The sequence below is a fragment of the Halomonas elongata DSM 2581 genome (genome assembly GCF_000196875.2).
GTDB classification, from domain to species: domain Bacteria; phylum Pseudomonadota; class Gammaproteobacteria; order Pseudomonadales; family Halomonadaceae; genus Halomonas; species Halomonas elongata.
Genome location: NC_014532.2, coordinates 1,872,027 through 1,890,704, shown reverse-complemented (window position 1 = coordinate 1,890,704; position 18,678 = coordinate 1,872,027). Strand labels below are relative to the sequence as shown.

At 60.6% G+C, this 18,678-nt stretch carries 13 protein-coding genes and 1 tRNA gene; 8 read left to right on the top strand and 6 right to left on the bottom strand.

The features are described from left to right. Positions 1-1,314, top strand: a complete 1,314-nt coding sequence (locus HELO_RS08950) for a hypothetical protein (protein WP_013332386.1) — start codon at positions 1-3, stop codon at positions 1,312-1,314. Positions 1,315-1,332: 18 nt separating this feature from the next. Then, positions 1,333-10,407 (top strand): LPD38 domain-containing protein, encoded by a 9,075-nt coding sequence (locus HELO_RS19145; protein ID WP_013332385.1) that lies wholly within the window; start codon positions 1,333-1,335, stop codon positions 10,405-10,407. A 522-nt stretch (positions 10,408-10,929) separates the two neighbouring features. Here the strand turns inward: HELO_RS19145 and HELO_RS08900 are convergent. Both HELO_RS08900 and HELO_RS08895 read right to left on the bottom strand, forming a co-directional pair. Next, entirely contained in the window at positions 10,930-11,982 is a 1,053-nt protein-coding gene (locus HELO_RS08900; protein WP_013332384.1) for a linear amide C-N hydrolase, read from the bottom strand. Between the two features lie 689 nt (positions 11,983-12,671). Beyond that, positions 12,672-12,761 (bottom strand) — tRNA-Ser (locus HELO_RS08895). 256 nt (positions 12,762-13,017) lie between these two features. Here HELO_RS08895 and HELO_RS08890 point away from each other — a divergent pair. The 6 genes from HELO_RS08890 (at position 13,018) to HELO_RS08865 (ending at position 15,789) form a co-directional block, all read left to right on the top strand. After that, positions 13,018-13,686 (top strand): Bax inhibitor-1/YccA family protein, encoded by a 669-nt coding sequence (locus HELO_RS08890; protein ID WP_013332383.1) that lies wholly within the window; start codon positions 13,018-13,020, stop codon positions 13,684-13,686. Positions 13,687-13,755: 69 nt separating this feature from the next. Beyond that, positions 13,756-14,148, top strand: a complete 393-nt coding sequence (tusD, locus tag HELO_RS08885; protein WP_013332382.1) for a sulfurtransferase complex subunit TusD — start codon at positions 13,756-13,758, stop codon at positions 14,146-14,148. 24 nt (positions 14,149-14,172) lie between these two features. Continuing rightward, the gene (tusC, locus tag HELO_RS08880; protein ID WP_013332381.1) at positions 14,173-14,550 is read left to right on the top strand and encodes a sulfurtransferase complex subunit TusC; all 378 of its coding nucleotides are present in this window, start codon (positions 14,173-14,175) and stop codon (positions 14,548-14,550) included. Between the two features lie 27 nt (positions 14,551-14,577). Next, on the top strand, positions 14,578-14,868 hold the full coding sequence (gene tusB / locus HELO_RS08875; protein WP_013332380.1) for a sulfurtransferase complex subunit TusB: 291 nt from the start codon (positions 14,578-14,580) through the stop codon (positions 14,866-14,868). Continuing rightward, the gene (locus HELO_RS08870) at positions 14,868-15,224 is read left to right on the top strand and encodes a TusE/DsrC/DsvC family sulfur relay protein (RefSeq protein ID WP_013332379.1); all 357 of its coding nucleotides are present in this window, start codon (positions 14,868-14,870) and stop codon (positions 15,222-15,224) included. Before tusB ends, HELO_RS08870 begins: the two co-directional genes overlap by 1 nt. A gap of 1 nt (position 15,225) precedes the next feature. Further along, a complete protein-coding gene (locus HELO_RS08865) occupies positions 15,226-15,789 on the top strand; it encodes an acyl carrier protein phosphodiesterase (RefSeq protein WP_013332378.1) in 564 nt (187 codons plus the stop codon). Between the two features lie 3 nt (positions 15,790-15,792). Here HELO_RS08865 and HELO_RS08860 read toward each other — a convergent pair whose 3' ends face one another. Genes HELO_RS08860 through HELO_RS08845 form a run of 4 tightly spaced genes read right to left on the bottom strand, consistent with a single transcriptional unit; the run spans position 15,793 to position 18,536 of the window. Continuing rightward, on the bottom strand, positions 15,793-17,010 hold the full coding sequence (locus HELO_RS08860) for a molybdopterin molybdotransferase MoeA (RefSeq protein WP_109637416.1): 1,218 nt from the start codon (positions 17,008-17,010) through the stop codon (positions 15,793-15,795). Next, entirely contained in the window at positions 17,003-17,524 is a 522-nt protein-coding gene (gene moaB, locus HELO_RS08855) for a molybdenum cofactor biosynthesis protein B (RefSeq protein WP_013332376.1), read from the bottom strand. The genes HELO_RS08860 and moaB overlap by 8 nt, the downstream gene beginning before the upstream one ends. Then, on the bottom strand, positions 17,521-17,847 hold the full coding sequence (locus HELO_RS08850; protein WP_013332375.1) for a DUF1244 domain-containing protein: 327 nt from the start codon (positions 17,845-17,847) through the stop codon (positions 17,521-17,523). Before HELO_RS08850 ends, moaB begins: the two co-directional genes overlap by 4 nt. 56 nt (positions 17,848-17,903) lie before the next feature. Further along, entirely contained in the window at positions 17,904-18,536 is a 633-nt protein-coding gene (locus tag HELO_RS08845) for a helix-turn-helix domain-containing protein (RefSeq protein ID WP_013332374.1), read from the bottom strand. Positions 18,537-18,678 lie beyond the last annotated feature (142 nt).

Below are 18,678 nucleotides of genomic sequence, written 5' to 3'. Positions count from 1 at the left end.
ATGGCTGGACTGGATACTCGTGGCCTTGCCGATGGTTTCGCCCAAGGCTTCAGCTTGATGGATCGCTACCAAAGAGGCCAAGCGCAGCAGGAACGGGCTGATCAGCGCATGGACATGCAGCGCGAGCGCTTGGATATGCAGCGTAATCAGGCTGACCGCCAGCGCAAGGCGGCTCAACGCCAGGAAGACCTTCAAAACGTCCAATTCACGCTCGGCAAGATCGCATCCGGGATGGACGTATCCGATGAGGAACTGGAGGTTCTCAAACGTAACCCGAAGTTCTGGCCGGCGCTTGACCCGGCGACCGATAGCTCTCTCCAGCAAGCCGAGGCCGTGGTCGATCCCGAGGCCTCGGTTGATGCGAACGACCCCGAAAGCCTGGCGGCACTTAATCAGCTATTCGGTTCGGAGATCAACAAGGGGCCGGGTGGAGAGAAGCGTGTTGTCGGCATGGTGCCCGGCCCGGATGGCGAGAGCGTCACTCTGGAACTTGAGGTGATGGGGGAAGACGGTAAGCGCTACAACGCGCCGATGACGGAAGGCCGGGCCCCAGGAGGTGATGAGGACACCGTGATGCAGGTGCCTGTTGAACGCCTGGTGCAACAGACCAAGGGGATGCAGACGCTGCGCAAGGCCTTCCAGACGCCGCAAGCGCAACAGCAGGCCAGTAAGGTGCTAAATCTGCTCCGTGGCGGTGAGAGCGAGAGCTGGGAGCTCGAGGAGCATCCTCGATTGGGCTGGGTCCAGCGGAACACCACCACCGGCGAGATTCAGCCCGTCAAGCCCGGTGCTGGCAGTGCCTATGAGGACCGGGGGACGAACTACTGGAATCGCCCGACTGCCACTCAGAAAGACATTGAGTACATGGTGGCGAATGGCCTGGCCAAGGATCGTCAGCAAGCGTGGGAAAAGCTGCAGCAGGGGAGTGGCGATAACTCCTATTCCCGTGCGGAAGATCGAATTGAAGCCTTAAAAGATCGTGCCGACCACCTGGAGAAGGTTGTCCGGGGGGAATCGGCGACGGTGTCCAGTGAAGCGGACATCACGGAAGCACGCGCAGAGTTGGAGCGTTTGCGGCAGCAGATCCGCCAGGAGGAAAACCAGACCTATGACATCCGCGTGCCTGCGGACGAGGACCCGAAACTGTCCCGCACCGAGAAGCAAGTCCGCGCTGAGCAAGGGGGAGCCGAGGAGCCTCGCCGGCGTGAGCGTGGCGTACGTCCAGGGCCGGCTGCCGAAGAGGGGGAAACCGATCAATCACGCCAGAAGAATGGCCAGCCCAGCGCTGACGACATCCTGAACAAGTATCTCTAGTTCTCGAAGGAGCCGCGTGTGAACGCCGCTGACCAACCCAAGAAGACCCCGAAGTGGTCGGACATCGCCAACGATCCGGCCTTCCAAAACGCTGATAAGGCAACGCGACAAGAGGTCCGGGGAAAATTCTTCGATCGAGTCATTCGCCCGGATACCCCGGAAGGCATTCTGGAAGAAGTGCAGAGCAAGTTCTTCACTCAGACCGAAGCCGATGTGTTCGGGGAAAAGCCGGAAGCTGTCATTGACGACAATGGTGACGGGGCATCAGGCGATGGCCCGAACCTGGCCAGCAACGCGCTGCGCAACGCTGCGGAGCGCGGGCTCGACCTGACCGGCAATGCTCTGCAGTTTGTTGGGAACATGGCTGAGAAGGGCGAGCAACTCATCGCCGAACACCTGGGGGGACTCAACCCCGGGGTTGTCGGTGGTGAGGTTTCCGCCATGCGTGAGAGCGGTTACGAGCCCGACCTGGAGGTGGGCGGCTACGGGCTTGACTTCACTACTCGGGTCAAGCCGGAAGACACCAAGACCGGGCTGAATACCGCCGGACAGGCCGTGGAAGATACGAAACTTGGGTATCAACCGAACTATACCATCGAGCGGGCCCTCGAAGATCCTGGCCTGGAGACCCTAGCCGGCGCTGCCGCCGAGCAAGGGCCGGCGGCCTTGGCCGATATGGCGGGTCTCGTGGTGAATCCACCGGCCTATCTGGCGGCCCGGACCCAGGAAATTGGCGAGGGTCGTGTCCAGAACGATGGCCGAGACGGCATGCCTGAGTGGGCGGATTATGCTGTATCTGGCCCCACTGCCGCGGCTTCTGTTCTGCTCGACCGTTTCGCCTTGGGGAAGCTGCTGCCCGGAGGCAAAGGGGCTGTTAGCAAGGCGCAGCAGGTACCGGGAGCCGTAGGCCGTGCGACCGCAACTGAGGCTGGCACAGAAGCTGTTCAGGAAGGCGGTATCGAGTATGCCGGTGAATCTGTTGGTACCGAGCAGGGCTGGAAGCCGGAAACGGCTGCTCGCCGTGCCGCAGGCGGCGCCATTGTGGGCGGGCCGACGGGTGGTGCGGTACGACTTGGTACGGCAACGGCGGAGGCCGTGGGCAACCGATCTGGCAGAAGCCAAGATGCCTTACCCGGTTCCGAGCAAGTTTCTTCCCAAGAGCCGGCCCAAGCAACCGCCGCCGTTGAAGAAAGCACCTCGGCACCATCCTCGGATAAAGATGCTGTTCGCGCTGCTGCGGATCTCATCCGCCAGCCGCGTTCTGCTCTATCGTCAGCCGAGCGAGAAGCGCGTGACTCTATTACGGATGGTGATGCCTTCAAGGCGTTGCGTGCTGCCGCTGAGGAGCAAGGTGATACCGAGGCCGTGGTGGAGCTGGACGCCATCAATGAAGAGGTATCCTCGGCGCTGGAGGAAGAAACGTTATCTCGAAGCCGTGGCGAAGACGGGCCGACTGATGCCATGCGCCAGAATCTGGATCAAACAGCGCGGCGCTTCTCCAGCATTATGGAGCGGCTGAATAGTCAGGGCAAAGGAGGCCAGGAAGAACCTTCTGCGCCCTCGGCAGGGCTCAATATGCCCGAGGATGCCGACTCTGGCCAGAAGACCGCATCCGTCCCGACGATGATGACCAACAAGATGCGGCAACAGCTCCGAGATTTTGGCCACAGTGACGAGGAAATTCGCAAGTTCCGCCCACAGGAGGCATGGAACCGGATTCAGGCAGGCCGCTCCACAAGCGAGAAAGTGGAGAACGCGGCCAAGCGCACCGATACCGATCCCACGCCCGCACAGGCCGAAGCGGGCAACTACCGGAAAGGGAAAGTTCAGCTCGAGGGTCTGGACATCGCTATCGAGAACCCCAAGGGTTCGACGCGACGGGGCACTGACGACCAGGGGCGCCAATGGGAAAGCACGATGGCGCACCACTACGGCGACATCAAGGGCACTGTCGGCGCTGATGGTGACAACCTCGATGTATTCGTCGGCGACCGCCCCGAAAATGGAAAGGCCTTTGTCATCGACCAGGTGGATGACGATGGTGCCTTCGACGAGCACAAGGTGATGCTCGGTTTTGATTCTATCGATGAGGCGCGAGAAGGCTACCTGGCGAACTATGAGGAAGGTTGGCAGGGACTGGGGGAAATCTCCGAGGTATCCACAGACGATCTCAAGTCCTGGATTCGTGACGGTGATACGCATGCCCCCTTCGGTATGTCGCAGAACCACACCGGGCAAGAGGGCTCTGCTGACCAGGTCGATGGAGATGTCGCAACTTCATCACAAACCAATGATGATCCTGGTCGGGTGACTCCGCAGCGCGTCCCGGTGGACCAGATCAAGGTTGATCCCAGCGAGTACCAGTTCCGCTCCGAGGTCAATGATGACGGTGTCGATGATCGTCTGGATGGAATTGGCCAATGGGATGATGTCAGAGCGGGCAACTTGCTGCTTCATGAGCGCGAGGATGGCAGTCTGTATGCTGCTGATGGCCATCATCGCGTCGATCTGGCCCGACGCCTCAAGCAACCGGACGTCAATGCCCAAATCCTGCGCGAGCGCGATGGAGTCAGCGTTGCCGATGCCCGTCGGCGTGCGGCTGAAAGCAACATTGCGGACGGCAATGCCACCGCATCGGATGCGGCGAAAGTATTCCGCAATAGTGAAGGCGACCCCGCTGACATCATCACCGAGCGGAACCTGCCGCGCCGATCTCAAGTCGTGCGCGATGGGGCCGATCTGGCCAAACTGAGCGATGAGGCCTTTGGCGCCGTTCTCAACAACGTGGTCTCGGAAAAAGACGGCGCGGTGATTGGTCGGTCGTTTGACGATCCTGACCAACAGTTGGCCGCTATCGATGCTTTCAGGGATATCAAGCCACAGAACGATAACCAGCGTCAGCTTCTGGCCAATGAAGTCCGTCAGGCTGGCTTTGCCGACTCTCAGGGTGAGCAGGGAGGACTGTTCGGCGACGACCCGGTGGAGGCGTTGATTGGTGAGCGGGTCAAGGTCATGGACTGGCTGCGCCAGGATCTGGCGCGTGACCGCCGCCTGTTCGCTACCCTGAACAACAATGCCGATAAGGCGCAGAAAGCGGGTAACCGCATCGCCACTGACCAGAATGAGGCGTTTCAAGATGCGTCAGCCCGCGCGATCGATCTCCTCGAGCGTGCTACCACCACACCTGACGTCAATCAGCAGATCAACGATGCCGCGCGGCGTGTCCACGAAGGTGAATCGGTTGCTGATGCGGCGCGCGAACTGAAAGAGGTATTACTCAATGGCAATGAGCCAGGCAGAGGGCAACAATCTGGTTCATCAGAACCTGACAGCGAACAGGATGCGACAGCAGGGCTACTCGAACGACCAGGTAGCGGAGCACCTGAAACAAACAACGCACGAGCAACGGGTGCAAGCCAACCACGCCTGGACGGAGGAGAAGGAGCATCTCCGGGATCAGGGGTACTCGGAGGAACAGATCTTTCAGCATCTGTACGCGAAGGCGAACAACGGCCAAAAACCGTCGAAACCGGGCGAAGCGCCACCCAAGAAGTAAGCTTCAAGGCGGATGGCAATCCGTTCCCCACACGGCGTGCGGTTCAAGCGTCCAAGCGTTTTCGAGGCACGCCAGGTGCCAAGCCTGTCGAGGTCGAGGGAGGCTGGGGCTTCACAATCCCCGAGTTATCGGCTGATGGTGTGAGCGGGGAAAAGTCCCGCAACGATGCCCAGGTATCTGACGTTCGTGCTGGGGGCCTCAACCAGAATTCGGGGCGCGAAAGTAACGATGAGCCGTCCGTTTCGCCACCTATAGGTGATGCAGGCTTCCCCGATCACTCCGAGCCACGCCCTCGCCAGCAAAGCGCGTCCAGGGAAGAACCGAACCGTCTCCAGCAACAGGCCAGTGAAGCGCTTGGCGGCGCCCAACAAGGTGACACCATTCGCCTGAATACCGACGTTGGCTACGCCAGTCCCGGCACCTATCGGGTCAACCAAGTTCAGCGTGATGGTCGTGTCCATGTGACTAATGCGGAGCGGGGAAGCTCAACGATTCTGGAACGAGGGGAATGGCTGAACGCTTCGCGCCAGGTTGGTGGCCCCGTGGCAGAGCGCCTTGTCGCTGATGAAAGCGGGAGCGGCACGTCGTTGTTGGAGACGCAGACCGAGGAGAGTCTGGCTGCCCGAGACCGCGAGATTCAACAGGCCGAGCAAGCCGATGCCGACCGCCGTCGCGAGGACGAGCAGCGTGCTCAAGCTGATGCCGAGGTCGATGACTTTAGGCTTTCAGGGAGCGACAGCGATGCAGATATTGCGGCCAGTCATGGCCAAGATCCTCTGTTCAGCTTGCGAAATGAAGGCAATGGCACGGCATGGGAGCGTGCAGAAGCCAAGGGCCTGGATATGAGCCAAGAGGGGCGGATGCAGCGTGCCCATGATATGGGCTACATTTCCGCCATCGAGGATGCGATCAAAGGGGAGTACGTTGACGGACAAATCACCCGAGTTGACCGAGGACGAGAGGCGACTGGAGGTGCTGAAGGAGAAAGCCAGGCAGGCACAGCGCATATCGGACGAAGAGGGAGCGAAGATGATTTCCAGCGCCAAAACCCCGGAAGAGATGGGGAAAGTAATGAAGACCCTCCTCGAGGACTCCGACCGCGGGCTTTCTACCACGGAACAGCAGGAGATGTTGAGTCTTTTATTCCCGGGCACCCAGACCGACTCGACAGTGGATGGCTCGGACAGGGAGTCTACCTCACCACCGACCGGCGATTAGCCGAGCATTACGCGCAGCGTAAAGCACAGCGGCAGGGTAACCAGGAAGGGGCGGCGGTTATGTCGCTCCACATCCGGCCCGAGTCGTTACTGCGCGTTCCTCCCACGTTCAAGCGTCGGCTTTCTACGGCGGGGCCGGCGGAGTCTGAGGCGTTTGCGGCATGGGCTCGAAGCCAAGGCTATGACGGCGTAGTGACCCAGTATGGCGACGCTTACGAAGTCGCAATGCTAGACCCGACCAAGGTGCGGTCTACCCAGGCAGCGTTTGACCCTGAAGGGGAAGACAGCAGTGACTTGCTGTTTTCACCCTCTGGTGAGCATCAATCCACAGAAGCTTCTGCCCCCAGGGTCGATGCCATTCGTGACCGCCTGTCGGAATACCCGGAACTGTCCAACGTGGAGGTGGTGCAATCTGCTTCTGAGCTGCCTGAATCGGTACTGTGGGGCATGTTGAAGCAGGGGGTTCGACCAAACGACGTTGGTGGGATCTATAACCCGAAAACCGGTTCACCGATGCTCGTGGCCGACAACCTGATCGATGAGGCGGATGCGGTGCGTGCGGGGGTGCATGAAGCGGTAGGCCACTATGGCATCCGCGGCGTGTTGGGGAAAGAGCTTGAGCCTGTGTTGGAGCAGGTCTTCCGAAGCTACACCCGGTCCGAGGCTGGACGTCACAACATCGCGGAGATCAAAGCAGCGTACCCGCATATCGCCAACAAGGCGCATACACGGGAAGGTCGGCTCGAGCTCGCCGAAGAACTGATCGCCCATACGATCGAGAGTGATGCACGGCCCAAATTGCGTGAGCGGGTCATGTCGGCGATACGCCGTCAGTTGCGTAAGCTGTTTCCGGGTATCGAGTGGCGGACTTCCGACATCCTGGCCCTGGGGGAGCAGTCGCGGCGATGGTTGCGCCGGCAGCAGACGCAGCGTGCCGCCGATCAGGCCGCGCCGACCATTACGCGTTATACCCAGCGTCGTGGCGACAACAAGCCGCAAGACTTCATCGATAGGCAACTCGGGGAAGGGCGGGTACGGTACCTACAAACGAAGAAAGGCCCCGAGTGGCTCCAATCGGTCCAGCTACAATTGCCGGAGGAGGGAGTCGCCCAAGGCCCTGATACGAAGATACTTACGCCAGATGATATTGGCAATCAAGACAACCGCTACAGTCTCATCCAGCAGCAGGTGGTCCGTTCGCCCGAGGACATGGCAGCCCGACTGCGCGAGGAGTTCCCAGGCCTCAAACTCGATTTGATGGGGCGCGGCCAAAGGGTGACGGTATCGCGTGTCGTGGCACCAGAACGTGGACAGGGTATCGGCTCCGCCGTCATGCAGCGCCTGACGGACTGGGCCGATGCTTCTGGCCGCACCTTGGCGCTGACGCCATCCAGTGACTTCGGAGGTAACACGAAGCGCTTGCGCGAGTTCTATCAGCGCTTCGGCTTCGTGGAGAACAAAGGGCGCCACAAGGACTACGAGATCAGCGAGGCGATGTATCGCGAGCCTGATTTCGGCGCTGGGGAGCTTCGTTTCAGTATCACAAAACAGCCGGGTACGGCGGGCGGAAGGTTCAGCCGTACCGACAGTACCGGCTTTGCCATGCCGGATGAGGGGCTTCGTGATGCCGCGTTGCGCAAGATGGCTGACAAGATGCGCCCGCTCAAGATCCTGGAAGATGCCATCCGGCGTACCGGTCAGGACATCGAAGAAGAGGCTGACGTCTACCTGGCGGAGGAGTTGTTCCACGGCAAGGTGGAGTACGACCTGCGTCAGCTACGGGAGCAGTACGTGGAGCCGCTGGCCGAGGGGCTGGCCAAGGCCGGGATCAGCCAGGCCGAACTCGACGATTACCTCTATGCGCGGCACGCGCCGGAGCGTAACGCCACCATTGCCGAGCGTAATCCGGACGATCCTGACATGCAGGACGGTGGCTCGGGCATGACCAATGCCGAGGCTGCCGAAGTCATCGAGCGCGTGGCCAATTCCGGCCAACAAGCCGAGTATGATCGCTTGGCGCAGATCGTCTATGACATGACCCGGCTACGACGCGAGGCGATCCGTGAAGGGGGCCTCGAAGACGATACCGTCGTCGATGCTTGGGAATCTCACTGGCAGCACTATGTGCCACTCAAGGGGAATGCGGCGGATGAACCCGGCCGTCCTCGCACCGGCAAGGGCTTCGAAATCAGCGGACGAGAGTCACGCATTGCCGGGGGCCGGAAGTCTCTGGCCGATTCCCCATCCTCCCAAGTGATCGTGGACGTCAACGAGTCGTTGATCCGGCGGCGCAAGAATGAAGTGGCTCAGTCGCTGCTCTCCATGGTCACGGACCATCCGAACCCGTCCCTGTGGGAGGTGTTTACGGATGACAGTCCCGATACCCAGCGGACACCGGTGCGGGTGACTGACCCTGAGACGGGGCAGACGCGTATCGAGGTGCAGGAGCGAGCGGTCAACATGGCCGGCAACGACCGCTATTTCAGGGCCAAACGGGCCGGGCGAACCTACTATATCAAGCTCCACGATGAGCGCCTCATGAACGCCATGCGGAATGTGGGGCCCGAGAACAACAACACCCTGATTCGTGCTGCCGGCGCGGTGACACGTGCCATGTCATCACTAGTGACCAGTTACAACCCCGAGTTCATGCTGACCAACTTCTCCCGCGACGTGCAGACAGCATTGCTCAACCTGAGCGCCGAGCAGACCCGGGATGATGGCAAGATCAAGGGAAAGCAGATCGTTCGTCAAACGGCACGCGACATCGGGCCCGCCATGAAAGCCGCATGGCGGGGGCTCCAAGGAAAGGAGGGCAAGGACGCCAAACAACGTGAATGGAACCAGTGGTTCGAGGAATTCCAGGAAGACGGCGGCAAGACAGGCTACTTCGACATGAAGGACATCGAGGGCCAGGCCAAGGAGATCCAGTCGATGGTCCGCCGGGCTGACGGCACCGCGCTATCCCATATGCTCAAGGCACGGAAGAAGACCACGGATTTCGTGGAGAACATGAACGGTACCGTCGAGAACGCCGTGCGACTGTCGGCTTATGCCAATGCGCGTCGTGCCGGGATCTCGAGGAAGCAGGCTGCGAGTCTAGCCAAGAACATGACGGTCAACTTCAACCGCCGGGGGGAAGCGGGCACGGCCCTCAATGCGGCTTATATGTTTGCCAACGCCTCCATCCAGGGCACGATGAACTTCGCTCGCACCATGGTGACGGTCAAGGACACGCCGGACGGCAAAAGCCCCATGAACGTCTGGTCGCGCATGAACCTGGCGCAAAAGCTGGGGCTGGGTATGGCCACCGGCTCCTTCATGCTGGGGATGCTGAATCGCTGGCTGTCCGAGGAAGACGATGATGGCGTGTTGTTCTATGACAAGATCCCCGACTACGAGAAGGAACGAAGCCTGATCCTGATGACCGGCTGGATGGGCGGTGATGACGGGGATTACATTAAGATTCCGTTGCCCTACGGCTATAACGTCTTCTCGGTGGTGGGCACCCACGCCGAGGCGGTGGCGGCTGGCTCCGAGGAGGTCACCGAAGCAGCCAAGAACCTGGTGCTAGCCGTAGCTGGCAGCTTCTCGCCCATTGGCTTCGAGGATTCCGACGAGGCACAGTCGCTGTTCCTCAAGAACCTGACGCCGACCATCTTCCGCTCGATCACGCAGATCGGCGTCAACGAGAACTTCTCGGGCCGACCGATCTACCGTGAGGACTTCCCGTTCGGTACCCCGACGCCAGACAGCTCTCGTTCGTTCCGCTCAACCCCCGAGGCCTATAAGGGGTTCGCGAGCTTCCTGAACGAGTTCTCCGGCGGCACGGACAACATCAGCGGGGAAATCGACGTCAGCCCTGACGTGATGCAGCACCTTGTGAACTATTACGGTGGCGGGGCTTGGGGCTTCGTGGAGAAAACAGCAGACTACGCCAAGCGTATGGCCATCGGTGAAGAAGTGGATCGGTACCGAGTGCCTTTTGCCGGCCGCTTCATGGGCAGTATCAACGAGTATGGCGACATGCAACGTTTCTACGAGCGCCGTGATGAGCTGGGACAGATTGCCAATGAGGCCGAGTCCTTGCGAGGTATGGAGCGAGTGAACTACAGGCGTGGTAACCAGAAGAAGCTTCGCCTATTCAACCGTGCAACCCATATCGAGAAGCGGTTGAGGGATCTCCGTAAGCAGAGAGATCGCGTCGAGGCGACAGAAGCGTTGCCAGATGAAGCCAAGAAGCGGCGTATCAACATGCTTGAAAAGCAGATGCAGCGTTGGGTCGATGACTTCAACCGTCGCTATCACGAGATCGAGTGATCAAGGCTCGTCGGTGGCCTCGAGCTCCTCATGCTGGAGTGCGATGGTCGTCGGCGACCTGCCGGACCGTTGGCAGTAAAGAGGGTCCCATCGTTGTTTGAACTGCCGACCGACATGACGGGCAATCAGGCGGTAGGTTGCTATGCCAGCCATTGCTCCGACTGGCACGCAGCCGTAGGTGGCAATGAAGTGGTAGAAGTGCGGTTGGGCATACAGTACGCCTTGTGAGGCGAATACCAGGAAGCCGGCACCGATACCTGCCGCGATCGCCCATGGCTTGCGGTAGTGCTCTAAGGATTGGAGGCGTCGAATCTTCCGCCTTTCCTCATCACTGAAGTGGAGCATGTAAGCAATACGATGGGGCATACCGCGAGGCTAGTGCTTCCCGTTGGGAAATGCGAGGGCCTAGCGAGTGGGGTGTTTTGATTATTTGCCAGTATTGGCTACCAAAAGCAGGTTATTACGTGCTTTCATGGCTACCTCCTGTTTGGTGATAAGAGGCAGCCATGAAACTACCGGAAGCTAGAATGGTGCTTCATCAGCTTCTTTGAAGCTGGCCGTAACATTGCCTGCGAGATCAACGTTGTCCGGGTCAAGCGTCATCACAGGGGCGCCATCAGTTAGATCAAATTCAGTAAGATCCGTCCAAATTACGTTGGGGCTAGTGGTCAGCTCGAAGTAGTATCGCCTGTCATTAAGGTTCATCGCAGTACGGTATTCGGTATTGTAGACTCCGAAATCTTTGTAAGGTGCCCCGAACGGAACAGAGACATTGCGTGCAATAGCCAAGATACCGGCAATCGCTTCACGCTCGTTCTTGGGCTCCGGCAGCATCGCCAGGTAGTAAGCGGCACGCTGGAAACGATCGGTAGCCTTTACATTGCCGGGAAGGGGGGTATCGCTGCTGGGGTTGGAAAAATCCTGCTGTGCCAACAGTTCGAGTTGTTTGTCATATGTTGGGTCATTGGTCATGACCTGATGTTCGGGATTATGATGCACCACCGGCGCACCATCAATATACTCAATAATAGCTGAGTCGCCACTGCCGTCTTCAATGGCCAGATGGACATTGGACTTGTGGCCATTTGCCTCAGTCATTACGACTTGGACTGTGTCCAGCAATTCAAGGGCTTCGTCCACGGTCGCTGCGTTATCAAGGACAAATTGGAGCCACAGCCCCGCCTGAACACCTGGTTTGCTCGCATCTCGGGTTCCGAAATCCGTGTCATTCAAATATAGCAGATGACCAGCCAAGCCTTTTTCATTGAACCCGTCTACCGAACCAATTCCATAGACTGTCGTGACCATGCTGGCGTACTCGGAGGTCCACTTGGCCGGGTTCTCCTTGACTGTTACGACAGACCCTGTCATGCCTCCATTGCGCTCTATCCCGCGTGGCATGACAGTCAGTGCCGGTTCTGTGGATTCAGGCCAGTCCATAGTGCGTCCAACAACTGTCGCTAGCTCATTATCGTTCCAGAGTATGCGCGTACAGGCATCGGCCGTTTGAAATGAAACAAGTCCGACGGCAACGACCAGTGCGCTTGTAACGGCTCTGTGCATCGTATTCTGCATGATCGAAATACTCCCTCGCCTATTTGAAGTGATGGGTGCTGAACCCTATACAGGGTATCTAGCACCCCGCTTCATAACGACATTTTCTCGTATATTGTTGTGTAACTCATGTTAAACGATGTTGCAGAGGTGGCCTTGTACGCGAGCAGCACGGCCTAATGAGGAAGCCTAGTGCTCGATAGGGAGGGTAGCAAGGCGGGCTAGGTCTCGTCGCCTGGCGCCGGCTCTCGCCACTTCTTAAGTATAGGTGTTGTGCGTCAGAGCATGGGCATCAGGTCGCACTAGGACTTATGTTCAGAATTGAGCAAAAACCCGAACGGCGGGCGCCCCCCAGCAGGAGATACCACCTCTCTCGACATGACCAAGGAATGGCTATGATCGAGCGCAACGAGAGAGGTGCAGTACGGGTCACGCTGCATAATAATAGGAGGCCGACCTGGTACAGTGGCCTGGGACTCAGTCCCCTAGTCGTGGTTCTCCTGGTCGGGAGCTCACAGGCTTTTACTTGAGGCGGGTTTGCGGGTCGAACGTTGTCTTTCCGGCCAATCTTTAAGACTTTCGTCTATTCCTTGCCGGTCTAGGTGGGATGGTGCAACGGGTAGGCGTTGCACCGTTGCACTTTTGATCAGTTTTTAATCGCCAAAAACGAAAAAGGGAACCAGCTAAGTAGCTGATTCCCTTGAAGAAGGTGGCGGAGGGACAGGGATTCGAACCCTGGGAAGACTCGCGCCTTCGCCGGTTTTCAAGACCGGTGCATTCAACCGCTCTGCCATCCCTCCGGCTCACGGCGGTGTATCCTACCAAGATTTTTCGTTGAGTCAAGAGCCCTGGCCGATCAAGATGTTACCTGGGCAATGAAGGCGCGTGACGTATACTACATGGGCCGCGTCTCCTGCATCGTCTGCCGGACGACGGGACGCCAACCCTCCTGGAGAGGAACGGCGGGGCTGCTCGATGGGCGCTTGCGTCGGGAACCTTCAGGGGGCATTCTGTGTCGATTGCCTGGATCATCATAAAACAGGGAGCTCTAGATCAATGGCTTACCAAGACACTCACGTGACGCATCAGCAGTCACGAAGCGTCAGTGCCAACAAGACGCTACGCAATACCTACGGGCTGTTGGCGATGACGCTGCTGTTCTCGGCCGTGACGGCTGGCGCCGCCGTGGCGCTGGGCGTTCAGCAGATGAACATCCTGGTGTTCTTCATCGGTGCCTATGGGTTGATGTTCCTGGTCCACAAGACCGCCAACTCTGCCTTCGGTCTACTGGCGACTTTCGCTTTCACCGGCTTCATGGGCTTTACCCTCGGGCCACTCCTCAGTGCCTACCTGACCTTGCCCAATGGGGCGCAACTGATCATGACCGCACTGGGCATGACCGGTCTTACCTTCCTCGGCCTTTCCGCCGTGGCGCTGGTGACCCGCAAGGACTTCAGCTTCCTGAGCAACTTCCTGCTTGCCGGGGCCATCGTGCTGGTGCTTGCCATGCTGGCCAGCATCTTCCTGCAGATTCCCGGCCTCTCGCTGATGGTTTCCGCCGGTTTCGTGCTCTTCTCCGCTGCGGCCATCCTCTATCAGACCAGCGAGATCGTGCATCGCGCCGGCGAGACCAACTACATCCTCGCCACCATCACCCTGTACGTTTCCATCTATAACCTGTTCGTCAGCCTGCTTTCCATTCTGGGTATCATGAGTCAGGACTGATCCACCGCGGATGTCCACTGCCATGCTGGCCCCGCTACGGCGGGGCCAGCGCGTTCAGAGAGATGTATCATGCGCTATGCGATCCTGTTGATGGGCGCGCCCTATAGCCATCAGGCCAGCCATTCGGCATTGCGCTTCGCTCGTGCCGTGCTGGCGCGGGGGCATCAGCTGGAAACCGTTTTCTTCTACCATGACGGCGTCTACAACGCTTCCCGGCTTGCCGCTCCTCCTCAGGACGAACCCCATCTGGTGGATGGCTGGACGGCCTTGAATGCTGAACACGGCGTGGCTTTGCAGGTCTGCATCGCGGCGGCATTGCGACGTGGCCTGCTGGACGAACGTGAAGCGAGCCGGCATGGCAAGTCGGGATACAGTGTGGAGGCTCCCTTCGAATTGACGGGGCTCGGCCAGCTCGTCGACTTGGGGCTGAACTGTGATCGCCTGGTGACTTTCTCCTCCTAGAGTGCTCCGTCCAGAGGAATGATGATGCGTGATTCGCAAATGCCCGATGGCGATCTGCTGGTGATCCTTCGCCATGGCCCTCATGGTTCGAGCTGGCTGCGGGAAGGCCTCGATGCTGCCCTGGTGGGCGCCGCTTTCGGCCGGGAGGTGTCGCTGCTTTTCATGGGCGAGGGCGTTCTGGCCTTGCTGGAGGGGCAGGGACCGGGCGCGCTGGGGCAGAAAGGCACGGGTCCGACGCTCGAGATGCTCGAGATGTATGATATCGAGGCCTTGTATGTCGAGGGGCAGGTCATGGAGCGCTATGGTCTCGAACAGCAGGATCTGTTGCTGGCGACCCACCGCCTGGACGATGCGAGCATCGCGGAGCTGGTGGAGCGCCACGCCCTGGTGCTGACGTTCTAGAGGGGCGGGGCTGTCGACGAGGAATCTATGAAACTGCATATCGTGAACCGTGCGCCGGATGCCGGCCGGGCGGTCGAACAGGCGCTCTCGGCCATGACGGCCGAAGATCGGTTGCTGCTCATCGAAGATGGCGTACAGGGCGCACTGCCGTCCCTGGTCGATGGATTCGCGAATATCGGGGGACGACTCTACGCCTTGCGCGAGGATCTCGAGGCCCGAGGTCTCATGGGCCGCCACGATGAAAGGGTGAAGGTGGTGGATGTCGATGGTTTTGTGACCTTGACCGAGCAGGCTGAACGAACCTTGAGTTGGTACTGATGGCAACTACGGAAATATACCGTTATCTTCCAGTTTCTGACACCACGAGCGTGGCCCTCGATCCCGAAGGCTATCTCGTCGAGCTAGAGCAATGGACCCCGGATGTCGCCAGGGCGCTGGCCGCAGAAGAGGGCATCGCGCTGGATGAGGCGCACTGGGAGGTGATCGAGGTGCTGCGCGACTTCTATGCACGCTACGAGATGGCGCCTGCCATGCGCCCCCTGGTCAAGGCCGTGGGGCGTGCCCTGGGGCCGGAAAAGGGGCGTTCGATCCATCTGATGCGACTCTTCCCCGGTAGTCCCGCCAAGGTGGCGGCCCGCCTGGCGGGGTTGCCCAAACCCAGCCATTGTCTGTGACATGAATTTCCTGGCGCATGGTTGGCTGGCAAGAGGCGGAACGGACGATTTCCTGTACGGCAACCTCATTGCCGATGGCGTCAAGGGCGCGGATCTCGACGCCTGGGGGACGGAGATCGCCCGTGGTATCCGTCATCACCGCCGCGTGGATGCCTATGTGGATGCGCATCCGGTCGTGCGTGATGCACGGGCGAGGGCGCCATCGCCGCAGCGCCGTTATGCGGGCATCGCCCTCGATCTGCTGTGGGACCATTTCCTGGCCCGCCACCTGGAGGTCGGCGAACGCGATGCCCTGGTGGGGCGTTGCTATCGGGTACTGGACGGCCGTGTCGCACCGCGTCGCCTGGAAGCGATGATGCCGGCCCTGATACGCCAGGACTGGCTGAGGGGATACGCCGATTTCTCCTTCACCTGCCGGGCGGTGGCTGGCGTGGGCCGCCGTATCGACGGCCCCAATCAACTGGCGCGGCTGGTGCCCTGGATGGAGCGCGACTATGGGCATCTGGCCAGGGAGTTCGAGTCGCTCTGGAACGATCTAGAGGCGGAGCTGGGCGTGGCTCCCTGAGCTTCAATCCCCGCGCAGCCACAGGCAGTCGATGCTATCGCCGGCGGTGATGTTCGAGTCGGGCTCGATGATCGCCAGGGCGTCGGCACCGACACAGGACGACAGCACGCCGGAATTCTGGTCGGGAAAGGCCTGGGCAACGATTCCCTCTGCAGAAAACGTCAGCGTCACGCGCATGTAGTGGCGGCGTGGCCCCGTGCGTGCCGAGAAGTCGGCTCGGGCGGTGAGCCTTGGCAGTTGGCCAAGCTCGGGGCAATCGAGCAGGGCGCCCATGAGAGGCCGCAGGAACAGCCAGGCCGCCACGAAGCTGGAGACCGGGTTTCCCGGCAGTCCGACGAAGCGTGTCTCGCCACCATTGCCGTCGGGGAGGCGACCCAGGGCGAGCGGTTTGCCCGGACGCATGGCCAGCTTCCACAGGTCGAGCCGCCCCAGTGACTCGAGCGCCGTCTTGACGTGATCTTCCTCGCCGACACTGACCCCGCCGGTGGTGATGACCACATCGGCATCCTGAGCCGCTTCGCTGAGCAGTGCGCGGGTGCCCTCGGCCTCGTCCGGCACGCTGGTCAGGCGTGTGACCTCGGCCCCGAAGGTTTCGAGCAGCTGGATCAGCATGGGCCGGTTGCTGTTGTAGATCTGGCCGGCTTTCAGCGGCTGGCCGGGTTCGACGATTTCGTCACCGGTGGAGAGCAGGGCGACGCGCGGACGGCGGCGTACCTCGACCTCGGTGATGCCCTGTCCGGCGAGGTGGCCGAGGGCGGCGGCATCGAGACGCATGCCGGCGCTCAGCAATGGCGTGCCCGCGCGCACGTCACTGCCGCGATGACGCACATTGTCATGGACGGGGATGTCGTCGGGCACCCGGATACCGTCGGCGGTGACCTCGGCGTTTTCCTGCCGAACGACGCAATCGGCGCCTTGAGGCATCGCACCGCCGGTGAAAATGCGGGCACAACTACCCGGTGCCAGGGGCTCGGCGCTCGCGCCGGCGACGATGCGCTGCGAAACCGGCAGGACGCGTCCGGCATCGGTATGGCGCAGGGCATAACCGTCCATGGCGCTGTTGTCGAAGGGCGGCACATCGAGACGGGCGGTGACATCGGCCGGAAGCACGCGGCGTGCCGCTCGTTCGCAGGGCAGGGTTTCCGTCGGCAGTACCGGGACGCCCTCGAGCAGGGACTCTAGGCCGGCTTCCACCGACTGGAGAGATGCAGTGTCAGACATGCTGGCCTCGTTCCGGAATCACCAGGTTGGCGAAGTTGCAGGGCTGGTGGCGGCTGTCGAGCTGTTCAGCGAGGATGCCGTCCCAGGCGGTGCGGCAAGCGCCGGTAGAGCCGGGCAGGCAAAAGACGACGGTCGCGTTGGCCAGACCGCCGAGGCAGCGGCTCTGCACGGTGGAACTGCCGATCTCCTGCCAGGAGAGGTGGCGGAAGAGCTCGCCGAAGCCTTCGATCCGCTTGTCGAGCAGCACCGAGACGGCCTCAGGGGTGGAGTCGCGCCCGGTGAAGCCGGTACCGCCGGTGGTCAGGATGACCTGCACTTCAGGCTCGGCGATCCAGGCCGCCACCTGGGCGCGAATGCGGTAGACATCGTCGACGACGATGCGCTTGTCGTACAGCCGGTGGCCGGCGGCCTCGAGGCGTTCCACCAGGGTCCGGCCGCTACGGTCGGTCTCTTCGGTACGCGTGTCGGAGACGGTGAGTACCGCCACGGACAGGGGAATCATCGCCTCGCTCATTCGTCGTCGCCCCGCTCGCGCTTCGCGGCCTGGCGGGCCTCGAGGGCGGCCAGTTGTTCCGGCGTGGCGTCGGCCTGATAGCGTGACTTCCATTCGCTGTAGGGCATGCCGTAGACATACTCGCGGGCGGCTTCGTAATCCAGCGACTCACCGCGCGCTTCGGCCTCGGCCACCAGCCACTTGGAGAGGCAATTGCGGCAGAAGTCGGCAAGGATCATCAGATCGATGTTCTGAACGTCCTTGTTCTCGTCGAGATGGCGCAGCAAGCGGCGAAAGGCGGCGGCCTCGAGTTCGGTACGGGTGGCGTCGTCGAAGTCCTGCATGGTGTCACTCCGTTGGGTAGCGGTTCGATATCTTGCCGGAGGAGGTGCGCTGTCCGTCAAAGACCATCCCGCGGCGTGCACACCGACAATACCACGGCATCCTCCTCACTGACCGAGACCAGGGCATGACCCATGTCACTATCGAAGTAGATACTGTCGCCCTTGGCCAGTTGAAGCGGTTCGTAGAACTCGGAGAACAGCTGAATCTCGCCTTCGAGAATCATCAGGAACTCCTCGCCGTCGTGACGGACCCATTCGCTGAATTCCTCGAAGCGGCGAGCGCGCACGATGGTCTTGAAGGGGATCATGCGCTTCTGGGCCAGTTCGCAACTGAGCAGTTCGTGCTCGTAGGTCGGGGTGGGGTGCTGTTGACCTTCCCCTCGGCGCGTCAGGTCCCGGCGGCCCATGGTGCGCGTCTTGGTCTGCGGCTGGCTGAGTAGTTGCGGGAGATCGATATCCAGGCCGCTGATCAGCTTCTGTACCGCGGTGAAGGTCGGCGAGATCTGGTCGTTCTCGATCTTGGAAAGCGTGGAACGTGCCAGCCCCGTGCGTTCGCTGACATCGCCCAGGGTCCATTCATTGGCCAGGCGGATCTCCTTGAGCCGTTCGCCGAGCCGCAGAGGCTCGACGAATGGCTTGCGCCCGGAGGCAATGCGCAGGGCGGCGTCCTGATCGTTGCTGGCGGTCATCGGAATTCACTATCGGAAACGGAGTTTCCATCAGATTACCATAACCACCCGGGGCGTCGGGTAGTCCCGACGACCCGTACCTGGCCGATGGCGACATGTTCGCTAGCGGCTGATATGGTCGGTCGTGTTTCTCGATGCCGGG

What these genes read in the sequence shown, in the direction of transcription:
- tusD (WP_013332382.1), top strand. Translation starts at nt 13,756, where the DNA reads ATGCGCTATGCGATCCTGTTGATGGGCGCGCCCTATAGCCATCAGGCC.
- HELO_RS08870 (WP_013332379.1), top strand. Translation starts at nt 14,868, where the DNA reads ATGGCAACTACGGAAATATACCGTTATCTTCCAGTTTCTGACACCACG.
- tusC (WP_013332381.1), top strand. Translation starts at nt 14,173, where the DNA reads ATGCGTGATTCGCAAATGCCCGATGGCGATCTGCTGGTGATCCTTCGC.
- HELO_RS08865 (WP_013332378.1), top strand. Translation starts at nt 15,226, where the DNA reads ATGAATTTCCTGGCGCATGGTTGGCTGGCAAGAGGCGGAACGGACGAT.
- tusB (WP_013332380.1), top strand. Translation starts at nt 14,578, where the DNA reads ATGAAACTGCATATCGTGAACCGTGCGCCGGATGCCGGCCGGGCGGTC.
- HELO_RS08900 (WP_013332384.1), bottom strand. Translation starts at nt 11,982, where the DNA reads ATGCAGAATACGATGCACAGAGCCGTTACAAGCGCACTGGTCGTTGCC.
- HELO_RS08845 (WP_013332374.1), bottom strand. Translation starts at nt 18,536, where the DNA reads ATGACCGCCAGCAACGATCAGGACGCCGCCCTGCGCATTGCCTCCGGG.
- HELO_RS08950 (WP_013332386.1), top strand. Translation starts at nt 1, where the DNA reads ATGGCTGGACTGGATACTCGTGGCCTTGCCGATGGTTTCGCCCAAGGC.
- moaB (WP_013332376.1), bottom strand. Translation starts at nt 17,524, where the DNA reads ATGAGCGAGGCGATGATTCCCCTGTCCGTGGCGGTACTCACCGTCTCC.
- HELO_RS08850 (WP_013332375.1), bottom strand. Translation starts at nt 17,847, where the DNA reads ATGCAGGACTTCGACGACGCCACCCGTACCGAACTCGAGGCCGCCGCC.
- HELO_RS08890 (WP_013332383.1), top strand. Translation starts at nt 13,018, where the DNA reads ATGGCTTACCAAGACACTCACGTGACGCATCAGCAGTCACGAAGCGTC.
- HELO_RS08860 (WP_109637416.1), bottom strand. Translation starts at nt 17,010, where the DNA reads ATGTCTGACACTGCATCTCTCCAGTCGGTGGAAGCCGGCCTAGAGTCC.